The organism is Bradyrhizobium sp. ARR65, from assembly GCF_000472385.1.
Taxonomy (GTDB): Bacteria; Pseudomonadota; Alphaproteobacteria; order Rhizobiales; family Xanthobacteraceae; genus Bradyrhizobium.
The window spans coordinates 150,024-164,322 of sequence record NZ_AWZU01000003.1; the positions used below are offsets into that span (position 1 = coordinate 150,024).

At 62.8% G+C, this 14,299-nt stretch carries 14 protein-coding genes; all 14 read left to right on the forward strand.

Annotated features, from left to right (window positions below; genetic code table 11):
• Positions 1–255: 255 nt before the first annotated feature.
• From F758_RS0105270 to F758_RS0105335, 14 genes are read left to right on the forward strand one after another with little or no spacing between them, the layout of a single operon-like run.
• Positions 256–621 (forward strand): NADH-quinone oxidoreductase subunit A, encoded by a 366-nt coding sequence (locus tag F758_RS0105270; protein ID WP_024506876.1) that lies wholly within the window; start codon positions 256–258, stop codon positions 619–621.
• Positions 612–1,208, forward strand: a complete 597-nt coding sequence (locus F758_RS0105275) for a NuoB/complex I 20 kDa subunit family protein (RefSeq protein ID WP_024506877.1) — start codon at positions 612–614, stop codon at positions 1,206–1,208. The genes F758_RS0105270 and F758_RS0105275 overlap by 10 nt, the downstream gene beginning before the upstream one ends.
• Before the next feature lie 13 nt (positions 1,209–1,221).
• The gene (locus tag F758_RS0105280; protein ID WP_024506878.1) at positions 1,222–1,833 is read left to right on the forward strand and encodes an NADH-quinone oxidoreductase subunit C; all 612 of its coding nucleotides are present in this window, start codon (positions 1,222–1,224) and stop codon (positions 1,831–1,833) included.
• A 51-nt stretch (positions 1,834–1,884) separates the two neighbouring features.
• The gene (locus F758_RS0105285) at positions 1,885–3,081 is read left to right on the forward strand and encodes an NADH-quinone oxidoreductase subunit D (protein ID WP_024506879.1); all 1,197 of its coding nucleotides are present in this window, start codon (positions 1,885–1,887) and stop codon (positions 3,079–3,081) included.
• Positions 3,081–4,043, forward strand: coding sequence for an FkbM family methyltransferase (locus F758_RS0105290; RefSeq protein WP_024506880.1), 963 nt, complete (start codon positions 3,081–3,083; stop codon positions 4,041–4,043). The genes F758_RS0105285 and F758_RS0105290 overlap by 1 nt, the downstream gene beginning before the upstream one ends.
• Positions 4,044–4,057: 14 nt before the next feature.
• Positions 4,058–4,669, forward strand: a complete 612-nt coding sequence (gene nuoE / locus F758_RS0105295) for an NADH-quinone oxidoreductase subunit NuoE (protein WP_024506881.1) — start codon at positions 4,058–4,060, stop codon at positions 4,667–4,669.
• A gap of 46 nt (positions 4,670–4,715) precedes the next feature.
• A complete protein-coding gene (nuoF, locus tag F758_RS0105300) occupies positions 4,716–6,041 on the forward strand; it encodes an NADH-quinone oxidoreductase subunit NuoF (RefSeq protein WP_024506882.1) in 1,326 nt (441 codons plus the stop codon).
• 6 nt (positions 6,042–6,047) lie between these two features.
• Positions 6,048–8,123, forward strand: a complete 2,076-nt coding sequence (gene nuoG / locus F758_RS0105305; RefSeq protein WP_024506883.1) for an NADH-quinone oxidoreductase subunit NuoG — start codon at positions 6,048–6,050, stop codon at positions 8,121–8,123.
• 11 nt (positions 8,124–8,134) lie between these two features.
• The gene (gene nuoH / locus F758_RS0105310; RefSeq protein ID WP_024506884.1) at positions 8,135–9,205 is read left to right on the forward strand and encodes an NADH-quinone oxidoreductase subunit NuoH; all 1,071 of its coding nucleotides are present in this window, start codon (positions 8,135–8,137) and stop codon (positions 9,203–9,205) included.
• Between the two features lie 7 nt (positions 9,206–9,212).
• A complete protein-coding gene (gene nuoI / locus F758_RS0105315; protein ID WP_024506885.1) occupies positions 9,213–9,701 on the forward strand; it encodes an NADH-quinone oxidoreductase subunit NuoI in 489 nt (162 codons plus the stop codon).
• Between the two features lie 18 nt (positions 9,702–9,719).
• Positions 9,720–10,358, forward strand: coding sequence for an NADH-quinone oxidoreductase subunit J (locus F758_RS0105320; RefSeq protein WP_024506886.1), 639 nt, complete (start codon positions 9,720–9,722; stop codon positions 10,356–10,358).
• Positions 10,358–10,666 carry an NADH-quinone oxidoreductase subunit NuoK gene (gene nuoK / locus F758_RS0105325; protein WP_024506887.1) on the forward strand — a complete coding sequence of 103 codons (309 nt, stop codon included), beginning with the start codon at positions 10,358–10,360 and terminating at the stop codon, positions 10,664–10,666. Before F758_RS0105320 ends, nuoK begins: the two co-directional genes overlap by 1 nt.
• A gap of 7 nt (positions 10,667–10,673) precedes the next feature.
• Positions 10,674–12,776, forward strand: a complete 2,103-nt coding sequence (gene nuoL / locus F758_RS0105330; RefSeq protein ID WP_024506888.1) for an NADH-quinone oxidoreductase subunit L — start codon at positions 10,674–10,676, stop codon at positions 12,774–12,776.
• Positions 12,777–14,288, forward strand: coding sequence for an NADH-quinone oxidoreductase subunit M (locus F758_RS0105335; RefSeq protein WP_024506889.1), 1,512 nt, complete (start codon positions 12,777–12,779; stop codon positions 14,286–14,288).
• Positions 14,289–14,299 lie beyond the last annotated feature (11 nt).

The following is a 14,299-nucleotide window of genomic DNA, read 5'->3' on the forward strand; positions in this document are numbered from 1 at the left end:
GATACGCGTTCTTCTTCTTTCCTTGAGCTCGGGCCTCTGGTCTCAGTGAAGATCGTTCAACGGACGGGGACGCGTAAACGGCCGGCTGGGCGTACGCATCAGTATGCAGGGTCTGCGTTTTTTGCTGCCGGGGCGGCTTGGAGGCGTCAAAATTGCTTGTCTTGCGCCACTTACTGCGCTGCGCTAAAGCCTCGGAATAATTCCAAATCGACGAATCTGCGGCCCTCCCGAAACCGCAGCAGAAGGTAAGCGCCGATGACCGGCATCCTGCAGAATTATCTGCCACTTGTTGTCTTTATTGGGGTAGCGGCCGTGATCGGGCTGGTGCTCCTGATCGCTCCGTTCCTGGTTGCCTTCCAGCAGCCAGATCCGGAGAAGCTCTCGGCTTACGAATGCGGATTCAACGCTTTCGATGACGCCCGCATGAAATTCGACGTCCGGTTCTACCTGGTCGCGATCCTCTTCATCATCTTCGATCTCGAGGTCGCGTTCCTGTTCCCCTGGGCGGTGGCGTTCGGGAAGCTCGGGGCGACCGGCTTCTGGTCGATGATCGTGTTCCTGGCCGTACTGACGGTCGGCTTTGCATATGAATGGAAGAAAGGCGCGCTCGAATGGGATTGAGCCCAACCGCGGCACCCCCTGCCAAAGGCCCCTTGGTCGCCCCGCCCGCGAGCGGCATCATTGATCCCGCGACCGGCAAGCCGGTCGGCGCCAATGACGCCTACTTCCTCGAGATCAATCACGAGCTGGCGGACAAGGGGTTCTTTGTCGCCGCAGCCGATGACCTTATCACCTGGGCGCGCACCGGCTCGCTGATGTGGATGACCTTCGGTCTTGCCTGCTGCGCGGTCGAGATGATGCAGGTCTCGATGCCGCGTTACGACGTGGAGCGATTCGGCTTTGCGCCGCGCGCCTCGCCGCGCCAGTCGGACGTGATGATCGTCGCGGGCACGCTGACCAACAAGATGGCTCCGGCGCTGCGCAAGGTCTACGACCAGATGCCGGAGCCGCGTTACGTCATTTCGATGGGGTCCTGCGCGAACGGCGGCGGCTACTATCATTATTCCTACTCTGTGGTTCGCGGCTGCGACCGCATCGTTCCGATCGACATCTACGTGCCCGGCTGTCCGCCGACGGCAGAAGCGCTGCTCTACGGCGTGCTGCTGTTGCAGAAGAAGATCCGGCGCACCGGCACGATCGAACGCTAAAAGGTTTTAAGCGATGGACGACGGCAGGCTCGAGGCCCTGGGGCAAACGATCGTTAGCGCGCTTCCGGGAGCGGCGCTCGGACATGTGGTGGCTTTCAACCAGCTCACGGTGACGGTTGAAGCCAGCAAAATCGTGGAAATCGTGCGATTTCTGCGCGACGATCCCAACTGCCGCTTTGTCAATATCACCGACATCACGGCCGTGGATCGTCCCGGACGCGAGAAGCGCTTCGACGTGGTGTATCACTTCCTGTCACCGACGCTGAACACCCGCATCCGCCTCAAGGCCCAAGCCGACGAGACCACGCAGGTGCCCTCGATCATCGAGGTGTTTCCCGGCGCCGACTGGTTCGAGCGGGAGGCTTACGACCTCTACGGCGTGATCTTCGTCGGCCATCCGGACATGCGGCGCATCCTGACCGACTACGGTTTCGAGGGCCACCCGCTGCGCAAGGATTTCCCGCTCACCGGCTTCGTCGAGGTGCGTTACGACGACCAGGAGAAGCGGGTGGTGTACGAGCCGGTCCGCCTCAACCAGGAATTCCGCAAGTTCGATTTTCTCTCGCCCTGGGAGGGCGCGGATTATCCGCTGCCGGGGGATGAGAAGGCGGGGAAGAAATCGTGACGCTGTTCGCTACTCGCCATTCGCTATTCGCCCGCACATGGAGGGCGCACCATGAATGAACAAAGTCCAGGCCTTCGCAACTTTACCATCAACTTCGGCCCGCAGCATCCGGCGGCGCACGGCGTGCTGCGCCTGGTGCTGGAGCTCGACGGTGAGGTGGTGGAGCGTGTCGATCCGCATATCGGGTTGCTCCATCGCGGCACCGAGAAGCTGATCGAAGCCAAGACCTATCTGCAGGCGATTCCTTATTTCGATCGGCTCGACTACGTCGCGCCGATGAACCAGGAGCACGCCTTCTGCCTGGCTGCGGAAAAGCTGCTCGGCATCGAGGTGCCCAGGCGCGGTCAGTTGATTCGCGTCCTCTATTGCGAGATCGGCCGCATCCTGTCGCATCTGCTCAACGTCACGACGCAGGCGATGGACGTCGGCGCGCTTACCCCACCGCTTTGGGGGTTCGAGGAGCGCGAAAAACTGATGGTCTTCTATGAGCGTGCGTCCGGCGCGCGCATGCATGCCGCCTATTTCCGCGTCGGCGGCGTGCATCAGGACCTGCCACCGAAGCTGATCGACGATATCGATGCCTGGTGCGATCCCTTCTTAAATGTGGTGGACGACCTCGACCGGCTGCTCACGGCCAACCGCATCTTCAAGCAGCGCAACGTCGACATCGGCAAGGTGACGTTGAAGCAGGCCTGGGAGTGGGGCTTTTCCGGCGTGATGGTGCGCGGCTCCGGCGCGGCCTGGGACCTGCGCAAGGCACAGCCTTACGAATGTTATGCCGAAATGGAGTTCGATATTCCGGTCGGCAAGAACGGCGACTGCTACGATCGCTACCTGATCCGCATGGAGGAGATGCGGCAGTCCGTGCGCATCATGAAGCAGTGCATCGCCAAGCTGCGCAGCCCCGACGGGCAGGGGCCGGTTGTGGTGCAGGACAACAAGATCTTCCCGCCGCGCCGTGGCGAGATGAAGCGCTCGATGGAAGCCTTGATCCATCACTTCAAGCTCTACACCGAAGGTTTCCACGTGCCGGAAGGCGAGGTCTACGCCGCGGTAGAGGCGCCGAAGGGCGAATTCGGCGTTTATCTCGTCGCCGATGGCACCAATAAGCCCTACAAGTGCAAGATCCGCGCGCCGGGGTTTGCGCATCTGCAGGCGATGGACTTCATCTCCAGGGGGCACCTGCTCGCCGACGTCTCCGCCATCCTCGGCTCCCTCGACATCGTGTTCGGAGAGGTGGATCGTTGATGGCGCAGGAGCCGATCCAGTTTGACCGTGCGTCCGGAGCGCTCGAAGGAGCGAACCTCTGGGAGCGCACGGCTGCGCTGGCATTGGCCGCGGGGTCGAAGATTTCCTCGCACTTCTCGCATCGCGGCTATATCGGCTGCGCCAATCTGCTGCGCAAGACGCTCCCCGAACGCAACATCGCGATCAAGCTCAACGAGGACGCCGTCTTCGAGTTTCCCTATGGCGACGGCTATTGGAGCAAATTGCTCAACCGTTCCTATCACTATGAGGACGAACTCGAGCTTTTGTTCCGCCACTCCGCCGATGTCGACTATACGCTGATCGATTGCGGCGCCAATTACGGTTACTGGTCGGTCCTGGTGTCGAGCGCGCCCTTCGGCTCGCACCGTGTCATCGCGATCGAGCCATCGTCGCAGAATTTCGAAAAGCTTGCCAACAACGCGCGCGTCAACGGCGATCGCTTTGAGCTGATGAAGTGCGCGGTCGGTGCCGAGCGCGGGTCGGCGCACCTTTCCGGCACCAAGCACGAAGCCTTCAGCATCGCGGGCGAGGCCGACAGCGGCGGCGAGGAAGTGCCCGTGATCGCGCTCGACGATCTCATCGACGACGACAAGGTCTCCGCCGACGGCAAATATCTGATCAAGCTCGACGTCGAAGGCGTCGAGGTCGAGGCGATCAAGGGGGGCTCGCGGCTGCTCAAGGGCGATAGCGTGGTGCTCTGCGAAGAGCACGGCAATGATCCTGATCATACGGTGTCGCGCTATATCCTGGAGCAGACGCCGCTGAGGCTGATGGTCTACGATCCCCGTTCCAACCGCCTGGAGACCGTGACCGAGCTGTCGATCCTCGACCGTATCAAGGTTTCCACCCACGTCGGCTACAACGTCTTCGGCACCGCAAGCGTGTTCTGGCAAAACCGGATCGATGCGCTGAACGCGGATGCCGCGCGTCGCATGCAATGAGAGTCTAGAACACGATGTCCGTTCGCCGCCTTGCGCCTAAAGAACTGCAGCCGGAAAGCTTCGCTTTCACGGAGGAGAATCTCGCCTGGGCCAAGCGCGAGATCACGAAATATCCGCCGGGACGGCAGGCTTCCGCGGCGATCGCGATCCTGTGGCGGGCGCAGGAGCAGAACGAGGGCTGGGTCTCGGAGGCGGCGATCCGCACCGTCGCCGACATGCTGGACATGCCCTATATCCGCATGCTCGAAATCGCGACCTTCTACACGATGTTTCAGCTTCAGCCGGTCGGCAAGAAGGCCCATGTCCAGGTCTGCGGCACGACCCCGTGTCGCCTGCGCGGCGCCGGCGACATCATCGAAGTGTGCCAGAGCCGCATCCATCACGAGCCGTTCCACCTCTCCAAGGATGGCAACTTTAGCTGGGAAGAGGTCGAGTGCCTGGGCGCCTGCGTGAACGCGCCGATGGTCATGATCTGGAAGGACACTTACGAAGACCTCACCAAGGAGAGTTTTGGCAAAGTCCTTGACGGCTTTGCGTCAGGCAATCCGCCGAAGCCTGGGCCGCAGAACGGCCGCCAGTTCTCGGCGCCCATCACCGGGCCGACCACGCTGAAGGAGACGACATGAGGCGTGCGCCGAAAGCCCCATTCTCGGATCGGAAAGCTGTTTAGTCATGCTCGACGACAAGGACCGCATCTTCAAGAACCTCTACGGCCTGCAGGATTGGGGCCTGGAGGGCGCGCGCCGCCGCGGCGGCTGGGACGGCACCAAGGCAATCCTCGACAAGGGGCGCGACTGGATCATCAATGAGATGAAGGCCTCCGGCCTGCGCGGGCGCGGCGGGGCGGGCTTCCCGACCGGCCTGAAATGGTCGTTCATGCCGAAGGAGAACAAGGACGGCCGGCCGAGCTATCTGGTCGTTAATGCCGACGAATCCGAGCCCGGCACCTGCAAGGATCGGGAGATCATGCGCCACGATCCGCATCTTCTGATCGAAGGCTGTCTGATCGCGAGCTTCGCGATGGGGGCGCACGCCTGTTACATCTACGTGCGCGGCGAGTTCATCCGGGAGCGGGAGCATCTGCAGGCCGCGATCGACCAGGCCTACGAAGCCAAGCTGATCGGCAAGGACAATGTCCATGGCTGGCCGTTCGACCTCTACGTCGCGCACGGCGCCGGCGCCTACATCTGCGGCGAAGAAACCGCGCTGCTGGAGAGCCTGGAAGGCAAGAAGGGCCAGCCGCGGCTGAAGCCGCCGTTCCCCGCCAATGTCGGCCTCTACGGCTGTCCGACCACGGTCAACAACGTCGAGTCGATCGCGGTCGCCCCGGACATTCTCCGCCGCGGTGCCGCCTGGTTTGCCGGCATCGGCCGGCCAAACAACACGGGCACAAAACTGTTCTGCATCTCCGGCCATGTCGAGCGCCCCTGCAATGTCGAAGAGGCGATGGGGATTCCCTTCCGCGAGTTGATCGAGAAGCATTGCGGCGGCATCCGCGGCGGCTGGGACAATCTGAAGGCCGTCATCCCCGGCGGCTCCTCGGTGCGCATGGTGCCGGCCGAGCAGATCATCGACACGGCGATGGATTTCGACAGCCTGAGCAAGCTGCGTTCCGGCCTCGGAACCGCCGCCGTGATCGTCATGGACAAGTCGACCGACCTGATCCGGGCGATCGCGCGCATTTCCTACTTCTACAAGCATGAGAGCTGCGGCCAATGCACCCCCTGCCGTGAGGGAACCGGGTGGATGTGGCGGGTGTTGACCCGCATGGCCGAGGGTCGCGCGCACAAGCGCGAGATCGATATGCTGCTTGAGGTCACCAAGCAGGTCGAGGGCCATACTATCTGCGCATTGGGCGATGCCGCGGCATGGCCGATCCAGGGGCTGATCGCGCATTTCCGTCACGAGATCGAAGCCCGGATCGACGAGTATTCGCGCAAGGCGGATATCGACGACATCGGCGTCCGCGACCCCGTCCACATGGCCGCGGCGGAGTAACAGGCAATGACTAAGCTCATCATCGACGGCAAAGAGATCGATGTCCCCGCGGAATACACGCTGCTGCAGGCGTGCGAGGCCGCAGGCGCCGAAATTCCGCGCTTCTGCTACCACGAGCGCCTCTCCATCGCCGGCAATTGCCGGATGTGCCTGGTCGAGGTCAAAGGCGGTCCCAAGCCGGTGGCAAGCTGCGCCTGGGGCGTGCGCGATTGCCGGCCGGGTCCGAATGGCGAGCCACCGGAAATCTCCACACGTTCGCCGATGGTGAAGAAGGCGCGCGAAGGCGTGATGGAGTTCCTGCTGATCAACCATCCGCTGGACTGCCCGATCTGCGACCAGGGCGGCGAATGCGACCTGCAGGACCAGGCAATGGGCTACGGGGTCGACACCAGCCGCTTTGCCGAGAACAAGCGCGCGGTCGAGGACAAATATCTGGGCGCGCTGGTCAAGACCTCGATGAACCGCTGCATCCAGTGCACGCGATGCGTCCGCTTCTCCGCCGAGGTCTGCGGCACGCCCGAGATGGGCGCGACCGGACGCGGCGAGGACATGGAGATCACCACCTATCTCGAGCATGCGCTGAGCTCGGAGCTACAGGGCAATCTCGTCGATATCTGCCCGGTGGGCGCGCTGACCTCCAAGCCTTACGCCTTCGCTGCGCGGCCCTGGGAATTGGGCAAGACGCAGTCGGTCGACGTCATGGACGGCGTGGGATCCGCGATCCGCGTCGACACCCGCGGCCGCGAGGTGATGCGGATCCTGCCGCGCACCAACGACGCCGTGAACGAGGAATGGATCTCCGACAAGACGCGCCACATCGTCGACGGTCTGCGCACGCAGCGGCTTGACCGGCCCTATGTCCGCGAGAACGGCAAGCTGCGCGCGGCCACGTGGCCGGAAGCCTTCGCCGCGATCGCGGCCAAGACCGGGCGCATCGACGGCAGGCGCGTCGGCGCCATCGCCGGCGACCTTGCAGGCGTCGAAGAGATCTTCGCGCTGAAGGATCTGCTGGCCAAATGGGGCTCGAGCAATCTCGCGGTGCAGGGCGGTGCCGCCTTCGATCCGAAGCTCGGCCGCGCCTCCTACATTTTCAATCCGACCATCGCCGGCATCGAGCAGGCGGATGCGCTTCTGATCGTCGGCGCCAATCCGCGCAAGGAGGCGGCCGTCCTCAACGCCCGCATCCGCAAGCGTTGGCGGACCGGCCAGCTCAAGATCGGCGTGATCGGTCCGAAGGCCGACCTGACCTACGACTATGATTATCTCGGTGCAGGCACCGACAGCCTGAGCGAACTCGCGAGCGGCAAGGGCTCGTTTGCGGATGTTCTGAAGAAGGCCAAGAACCCGATCGTGCTGGTCGGCTCGGGCGCGGCTGGCCGCCATGATGGCGCCGCCGTGCTGGCGCTGGCGGCAAAAATCGCGGCCGACTTCGGCGCCCTCAAGGACGACTGGAACGGCTTTGCCGTCCTGCACGACACCGCTTCGCGGGTCGGCGCGCTCGACATCGGCTTTGTGCCCGGAGCGGGCGGCCTGAATGCCGCGCAGATGACGACCTTCGGCACGCTGGACGTGCTGTTCCTGCTCGGCGCCGACGAGATCAACGCGCCAGATGGGACCTTCGTGGTCTATATCGGTACCCACGGCGATCGCGGCGCGCACCGCGCCGACGTGATCCTGCCGGGCGCCGCCTACACCGAAAAATCCGTGATCTACGTCAACACCGAAGGCCGCGTGCAGATGACCGGCCGCGCCGCGTTCCCGCCGGGAGACGCGCGCGAGGACTGGGCCATCATCCGCGCGCTGTCGGAAGTCCTGGGCAAGAAGCTGCCCTATGATTCGGTCGCCGATTTGCGCAGGACCATCTTCAAGGCGGTGCCGCATCTGATGCGCCTCGACCAGATCGCGGCCGGCAATGCCGCGGAGGTCAGGGCTCTTGCAGGCAAGGGCGGCAGCCTGGAGAAGGCGCCGTTCAAATCATCGGTTGAGGATTTCTACCTGACGAACGCGATCGCACGCGCCTCGGCGGTGATGGCGGAATGCTCGCGCTTGGCCGCGGAGCGCGTGCTGCAGGCAGCGGAATAGGCGTTAAGATAATGGCTGATTTCTTCGCAAGCTCATTCTGGACCGGGTTCCTCTGGCCGCTGATCGTGATGGTCGCGGAAAGCGTGTTGCTGCTCGTCGTACTCCTGGTCGCGATCGCCTACATCCTGCTCGCCGACCGCAAGATCTGGGCCGCGGTGCAGATCCGGCGCGGCCCCAACGTGGTCGGCCCTTTCGGCCTGCTGCAGTCCTTCGCCGATCTCTTGAAGTTCGTGTTGAAGGAGCCGATCATTCCGGCCGGGGCCAATAAGGGCGTGTTCCTGCTGGCGCCGCTGGTGTCCTGCGTGCTCGCCCTCGCTGCCTGGGCGGTGATCCCGACCAATCTCGGCTGGGTGATCTCCGACATCAACGTCGGCATTCTCTATATCTTCGCGATCTCGTCGCTGTCGATCTACGGCATCATCATGGCCGGCTGGTCGTCGAACTCGAAATATCCGTTCCTGGCCGCGCTGCGCTCGGCGGCGCAGATGGTGTCCTACGAAGTCTCGATCGGCTTTGTGATCATCACGGTGCTGCTCTGCGCCGGCTCGCTCAACCTGTCGGCCGTGGTGGAGGCGCAGAACACCCGCGGGCTTGCCAGCCTGATCGGGCTGCCGCAACTCACGATCCTGAATTGGTATGTGTGGCCGCTGCTCCCGATGTTCGTGGTGTTCTATGTCTCGGCGCTGGCGGAGACCAATCGCCCTCCGTTCGACCTGGTCGAAGCCGAGTCGGAGCTGGTCGCGGGCTTCATGGTCGAATACGGTTCGACGCCGTATCTTCTGTTCATGCTCGGCGAGTATGTTGCCATCACCACGATGTGCGCGATGGCGACCATCCTGTTCCTGGGCGGCTGGCTGCCGCCGGTCGCGCTGCCGCCGTTCACCTGGATCCCCGGGGTGATCTGGTTCGCGTTGAAACTGTTCTTCATGTTCTTCCTGTTTGCGATGGCCAAGGCGATCGTGCCGCGCTACCGCTACGATCAATTGATGCGGCTCGGCTGGAAGGTGTTCCTGCCGCTGTCGCTGGTGATGGTGGTGATCGTGGCCGGCGTGCTGCATTTCGCCGACATCGCGCCGAAATGAGGTTGCTATGAGCGTCAAAGCTGCCGCGCGGTCGCTGCTGCTGTCTGAATTCGTATCGGCGTTCTTTCTCGCCATGCGCTACTTCTTTCAGCCGAAGCCGACCATCAATTACCCCTTTGAGAAGAACCCGATCTCGCCGCGCTTCCGGGGTGAGCATGCGCTGCGCCGTTATCCCAACGGCGAAGAGCGCTGCATCGCCTGCAAACTGTGCGAGGCGATCTGCCCGGCGCAGGCGATCACCATCGAGGCGGGGCCGCGCCGCAATGACGGCACGCGCCGTACAGTGCGCTACGACATCGACATGGTGAAGTGCATCTATTGCGGCCTGTGCCAGGAGGCCTGCCCGGTCGACGCGATCGTCGAGGGGCCGAATTTCGAATTCGCGACCGAGACGCGCGAAGAGCTCTACTACGACAAGGCCAAGCTGCTCGCCAACGGCGACCGCTGGGAACGCGAGATCGCGAAGGCGATCGCGCTCGATGCGCCGTACCGGTAAGGGGACAAGGGGCAGAGAATGATCCTTCCCGCGCTGTTCTTTTACCTGTTCGCCGCGATCTGCGTTGCGTCCGCCGTGATGGTGATTGCCTCGCGCAATCCCGTTCACTCCGTGCTGTTCCTCATCCTCGCCTTCGTCAACGCCGCCGGCCTGTTCGTGCTGATGGGCGCGGAGTTCCTGGCGATGATCCTGATCGTGGTCTATGTCGGCGCGGTCGCGGTGCTGTTCCTGTTCGTGATCATGATGCTGGATGTCGACTTCGACCAGCTTCGCGAAGGCTTCATCGAATATCTGCCGGTCGGGCTCGTGGTCGGCGGCATCTTCCTGTTCGAGCTGCTCTTGACCGTCGGCTTCTGGGTGATCAACCCCACCGTGAGCAAGTCGATTACCGCGGCGATCCCGACCAATGTCAGCAACACCGAGGCGCTCGGGCTCGTGCTCTACACGAAGTACATTCATTATTTCCAGCTTGCCGGCATGGTCCTGCTGGTCGCGATGATCGGCGCGATCGTGCTGACCTTGCGCCACAAGGCCCATGTCAAGCGGCAAGATATCAGCGTGCAGAATGCGCGGACGCCTGAAATCGCCATGGCGATCCGCAAGGTCGCGTCAGGGCAGGGACTGCAGGACGCGGACGCCGCGGAGTGGGTGCAATAATGATGATTGGGCTCGGACACTATCTGGCGGTCGGCGCGATCCTGTTCACGCTCGGCATTCTCGGCATCTTCCTGAACCGGAAGAACATCATCGTCATCCTGATGTCGATCGAACTGATCCTGCTCGCGGTCAACATCAACCTGGTGGCGTTCTCGACCTTCCTCGGCGATATCGTCGGCCAGGTTTTTGCGCTTTTGGTTCTGACCGTCGCGGCCGCGGAAGCTGCGATCGGCCTCGCCATCCTGGTCGTGTATTTCCGCAACCGCGGTTCGATCGCGGTTGAAGACGTCAATCTGATGAAGGGCTGACCCGGCTATGATCCAGGCAATCGTTTTCCTGCCGCTGCTGGGCGCCATCCTTGCGGGTATCATCGCCGTTGTCGGGGCGCATGGGCGCAACCTGAGCGGCGACACGGTGGAACATCACGACGACGCGCATGGTCATGGTGCGAACTCGCACAGCACGACAGCGATCGATGAGGAAGCGTCCGTTATTCACGAGTCCCATGACGAGCCGGGACATGACGATCACGGTCATGGCCCGACCGAGCCGGCCGCAGCAGGTTCGCGCGCGGCGGAGTTGATTACGACCGGCCTGTTGTTTGTGTCCGCGGCGCTGTCCTGGTTCACTTTCGTCGATGTCGGCTTCCTGCACCACGACGCACGGATCGCGCTGTTTCCGTGGATCGTTTCGGGCGATCTGCAGGTCTCATGGGCGCTGCGGGTGGATACGCTGACTGCGGTGATGCTGGTCGTGGTCACCACGGTGTCCTCGCTCGTGCACCTGTATTCCATCGGCTACATGGACGAGGATCCGTACCGGCCGCGCTTCTTCGGCTATCTGTCGCTGTTCACCTTCGCCATGCTGATGCTGGTGACCGCCGACAACCTGGTCCAGCTCTTCTTCGGCTGGGAAGGCGTGGGCCTGGCGAGCTATCTGCTGATCGGCTTCTGGTATCAACGGCCGTCCGCGAACGCCGCCGCGATCAAGGCCTTCGTCGTCAACCGCGTCGGCGATTTCGGCTTCGCGCTCGGCATTTTCGCGGTGTTCGCGCTGATCGGCTCGACCGATTTCGAGACCATCTTTGCGGGCGCGCCTGGGCTTGCCGGCAAGACTATCGACTTCTTCGGCTGGCATCCGGATGCGCTGACCTTGGCCTGTCTGCTCCTGTTCATGGGGGCGATGGGCAAATCGGCGCAGTTCCTGCTGCATACCTGGTTGCCGGACGCCATGGAGGGCCCGACTCCGGTCTCGGCGCTGATCCATGCCGCCACTATGGTCACCGCCGGCGTGTTCATGGTGGCGCGCCTGTCGCCCCTGTTCGAGCTCGCTCCGACCGCGCAGGCTTTTGTGATGTTCATCGGGGCCACCACGGCCTTCTTTGCCGCGACCATCGGCCTCGTGCAGAACGACATCAAGCGTATTGTCGCGTACTCCACCTGCTCGCAGCTCGGCTACATGTTCGTCGCGATGGGGGCGGGGGCTTACTCGGTGGGCATGTTCCACCTGTTCACCCACGCCTTCTTCAAGGCGCTCCTGTTCCTAGGCTCCGGCTCGGTGATCTATGCGATGCATCACGAGCAGGACATCCGCAACATGGGCGGGCTGTGGCGCAAGATTCCCTATACCTTCGCGGTGATGTGCATCGGCACGCTGGCGCTGACGGGATTCCCGATGTTCGCCGGCTATTTCTCCAAAGACGCAATCATCGAATCCGCCTATGCCTCGCATAATCCGCTCGCGACCTACGCCTATGTCCTGACGGTGGTCGCGGCGGGCCTCACCTCGTTCTATTCCTGGCGCCTGATCTTCAAGACCTTCTTCGGCGAGCCGCATGACCAGGGGCACTACGAGGCGGCGCATGAGAGCCCGCTCTGGATGCTGATCCCGATCGGCGTGCTGGCCGCCGGCTCGATCCTGTCCGGCTTCCCGTTCAGGGAGCTGTTCGCAGGCCAGGGTGTCGAGGAGTTCTTCCGCGAGTCCGTGAAGATGAATCCGCATATCCTTGAAGACATGGAACAGATGCCGCACTGGCTCGGCTACCTGCCATTCGTGATGATGGTGATCGGCTTCGTGATCTCCTACGTTTTCTATATCCGCCGGCCCTATCTGCCGGTCGAACTCGCCGAGCAGCAGCCGCTGCTGTACAAGTTCCTGCTCAACAAGTGGTACTTCGACGAGCTGTACGACGCAGTCCTGGTGCGACCGGCGAAGTGGCTCGGGCGCTTCCTCTGGAAGAAGGGCGACGGTTGGCTCATCGACGGCTTGGGCCCGGACGGCGTCTCCGCGCGTGTCCTCGATGTCACCCGCAACGTCGTCAAGATCCAGACCGGCTATCTCTATCACTACGCCTTTGCGATGCTGATCGGCGCGGCCGGCCTCATCACCTGGTTCATGTTCGGCCTTGGAGGCCAGTAAATGACAACCTGGCCCATTCTCTTCATTACGACCTTCCTGCCCATCCTGGGCGTGGCGCTGATTTATGTGATGGCGCGGGGCAGCGACGAGGTTGCCAACCGCACCACGCGCTGGATCGCGCTGTGGACCACGCTCGTCACCTTCGCAGTGTCGCTGATCCTGGTCTGGCGCTTCGACCCGTCCCAGACGGACTTCCAGTTCGTCGAGAAGGGCACCTGGCTTGCCACTGGCATCAACTACCACATGGGCGTCGACGGCATCTCGTTGCCGTTCGTCATCCTCACCACGGCGTTGATGCCGTTCTGCATCATCGCGAGCTGGAAATCGATCACGACCCGCGTCCGCGAATATATGATCGCGTTCCTGGTGCTGGAAACGCTGATGGTCGGCACCTTCTGCGCGCTCGACCTCGTGCTGTTTTATCTGTTCTTCGAGGGTGGCCTGATCCCGATGTTCCTGATCATCGGCGTCTGGGGCGGTCCGCGCCGGGTCTATGCCTCCTTCAAGTTCTTCCTCTACACGCTGCTCGGCTCGGTCCTGATGCTGCTCGCCATCATGGCGCTGTATTGGAACGGCGGTACCACCGACATCCCGACCCTGATGCACACGGCGGTGCCGCGTTCGTTGCAGACCTGGGCCTGGCTCGCTTTCTTCGCCTCCTTTGCGGTGAAGATGCCGATGTGGCCGGTGCACACCTGGCTGCCCGATGCTCACGTCGAGGCGCCGACCGCGGGATCGGTGATCCTGGCCGCGATCCTCCTGAAAATGGGCGGCTACGGCTTCCTGCGCTTCTCGCTGCCGATGTTCCCGCTGGCCTCGCACGACTTCGCGCCGCTGATCTTCACGCTGTCGGTGATCGCGATCATCTACACCTCGCTGGTGGCGATGATGCAGGAGGACATGAAGAAGCTGATCGCCTATTCCTCGGTGGCGCATATGGGCTTCGTCACGATGGGTATTTTCGCCGGCACCATCCAGGGCGTGGCCGGCGGCGTGTTCCAGATGATCTCCCACGGCATCGTCTCCGGCGCGCTGTTCCTTTGCGTCGGCATCGTCTACGACCGCATGCACACCCGCGAGATCGCGGCCTATGGCGGGCTCGTGAACAGGATGCCGCTGTACGCGCTGGCGTTCATGGTCTTCACCATGGCCAATGTCGGGCTGCCCGGCACCTCCGGCTTCATCGGCGAATTCATGACGCTGCTCGGCATCTTCAAGGTGTCGCTGCCGACGACCTTCTTCGCCACCACCGGCGTGATCCTGTCGGCGTGCTATGCGCTGTGGCTCTACCGGAAGATCATTTTCGGCGCGCTGGTCAAGCCGACGCTGATGACGATCAAGGACATGACTTTCCGCGAATGCCTGACGCTGTTTCCGCTGATCGCGCTCACCATCTGGTTCGGCGTCTATCCGAAGCCGGTGCTCGACATGTCGGCGGCATCCGTACAGCAACTCGTCAACAATTACACCACCGCGGTCACGGCCGTTAAGGCCGCCGCGCTGCTGCAATAACGCGGCAGGTT

What these genes read in the sequence shown, in the direction of transcription:
- F758_RS0105270 (WP_024506876.1), top strand. Translation starts at nt 256, where the DNA reads ATGACCGGCATCCTGCAGAATTATCTGCCACTTGTTGTCTTTATTGGG.
- F758_RS0105275 (WP_024506877.1), top strand. Translation starts at nt 612, where the DNA reads ATGGGATTGAGCCCAACCGCGGCACCCCCTGCCAAAGGCCCCTTGGTC.
- F758_RS0105280 (WP_024506878.1), top strand. Translation starts at nt 1,222, where the DNA reads ATGGACGACGGCAGGCTCGAGGCCCTGGGGCAAACGATCGTTAGCGCG.
- F758_RS0105285 (WP_024506879.1), top strand. Translation starts at nt 1,885, where the DNA reads ATGAATGAACAAAGTCCAGGCCTTCGCAACTTTACCATCAACTTCGGC.
- F758_RS0105290 (WP_024506880.1), top strand. Translation starts at nt 3,081, where the DNA reads ATGGCGCAGGAGCCGATCCAGTTTGACCGTGCGTCCGGAGCGCTCGAA.
- nuoE (WP_024506881.1), top strand. Translation starts at nt 4,058, where the DNA reads ATGTCCGTTCGCCGCCTTGCGCCTAAAGAACTGCAGCCGGAAAGCTTC.
- nuoF (WP_024506882.1), top strand. Translation starts at nt 4,716, where the DNA reads ATGCTCGACGACAAGGACCGCATCTTCAAGAACCTCTACGGCCTGCAG.
- nuoG (WP_024506883.1), top strand. Translation starts at nt 6,048, where the DNA reads ATGACTAAGCTCATCATCGACGGCAAAGAGATCGATGTCCCCGCGGAA.
- nuoH (WP_024506884.1), top strand. Translation starts at nt 8,135, where the DNA reads ATGGCTGATTTCTTCGCAAGCTCATTCTGGACCGGGTTCCTCTGGCCG.
- nuoI (WP_024506885.1), top strand. Translation starts at nt 9,213, where the DNA reads ATGAGCGTCAAAGCTGCCGCGCGGTCGCTGCTGCTGTCTGAATTCGTA.
- F758_RS0105320 (WP_024506886.1), top strand. Translation starts at nt 9,720, where the DNA reads ATGATCCTTCCCGCGCTGTTCTTTTACCTGTTCGCCGCGATCTGCGTT.
- nuoK (WP_024506887.1), top strand. Translation starts at nt 10,358, where the DNA reads ATGATGATTGGGCTCGGACACTATCTGGCGGTCGGCGCGATCCTGTTC.
- nuoL (WP_024506888.1), top strand. Translation starts at nt 10,674, where the DNA reads ATGATCCAGGCAATCGTTTTCCTGCCGCTGCTGGGCGCCATCCTTGCG.
- F758_RS0105335 (WP_024506889.1), top strand. Translation starts at nt 12,777, where the DNA reads ATGACAACCTGGCCCATTCTCTTCATTACGACCTTCCTGCCCATCCTG.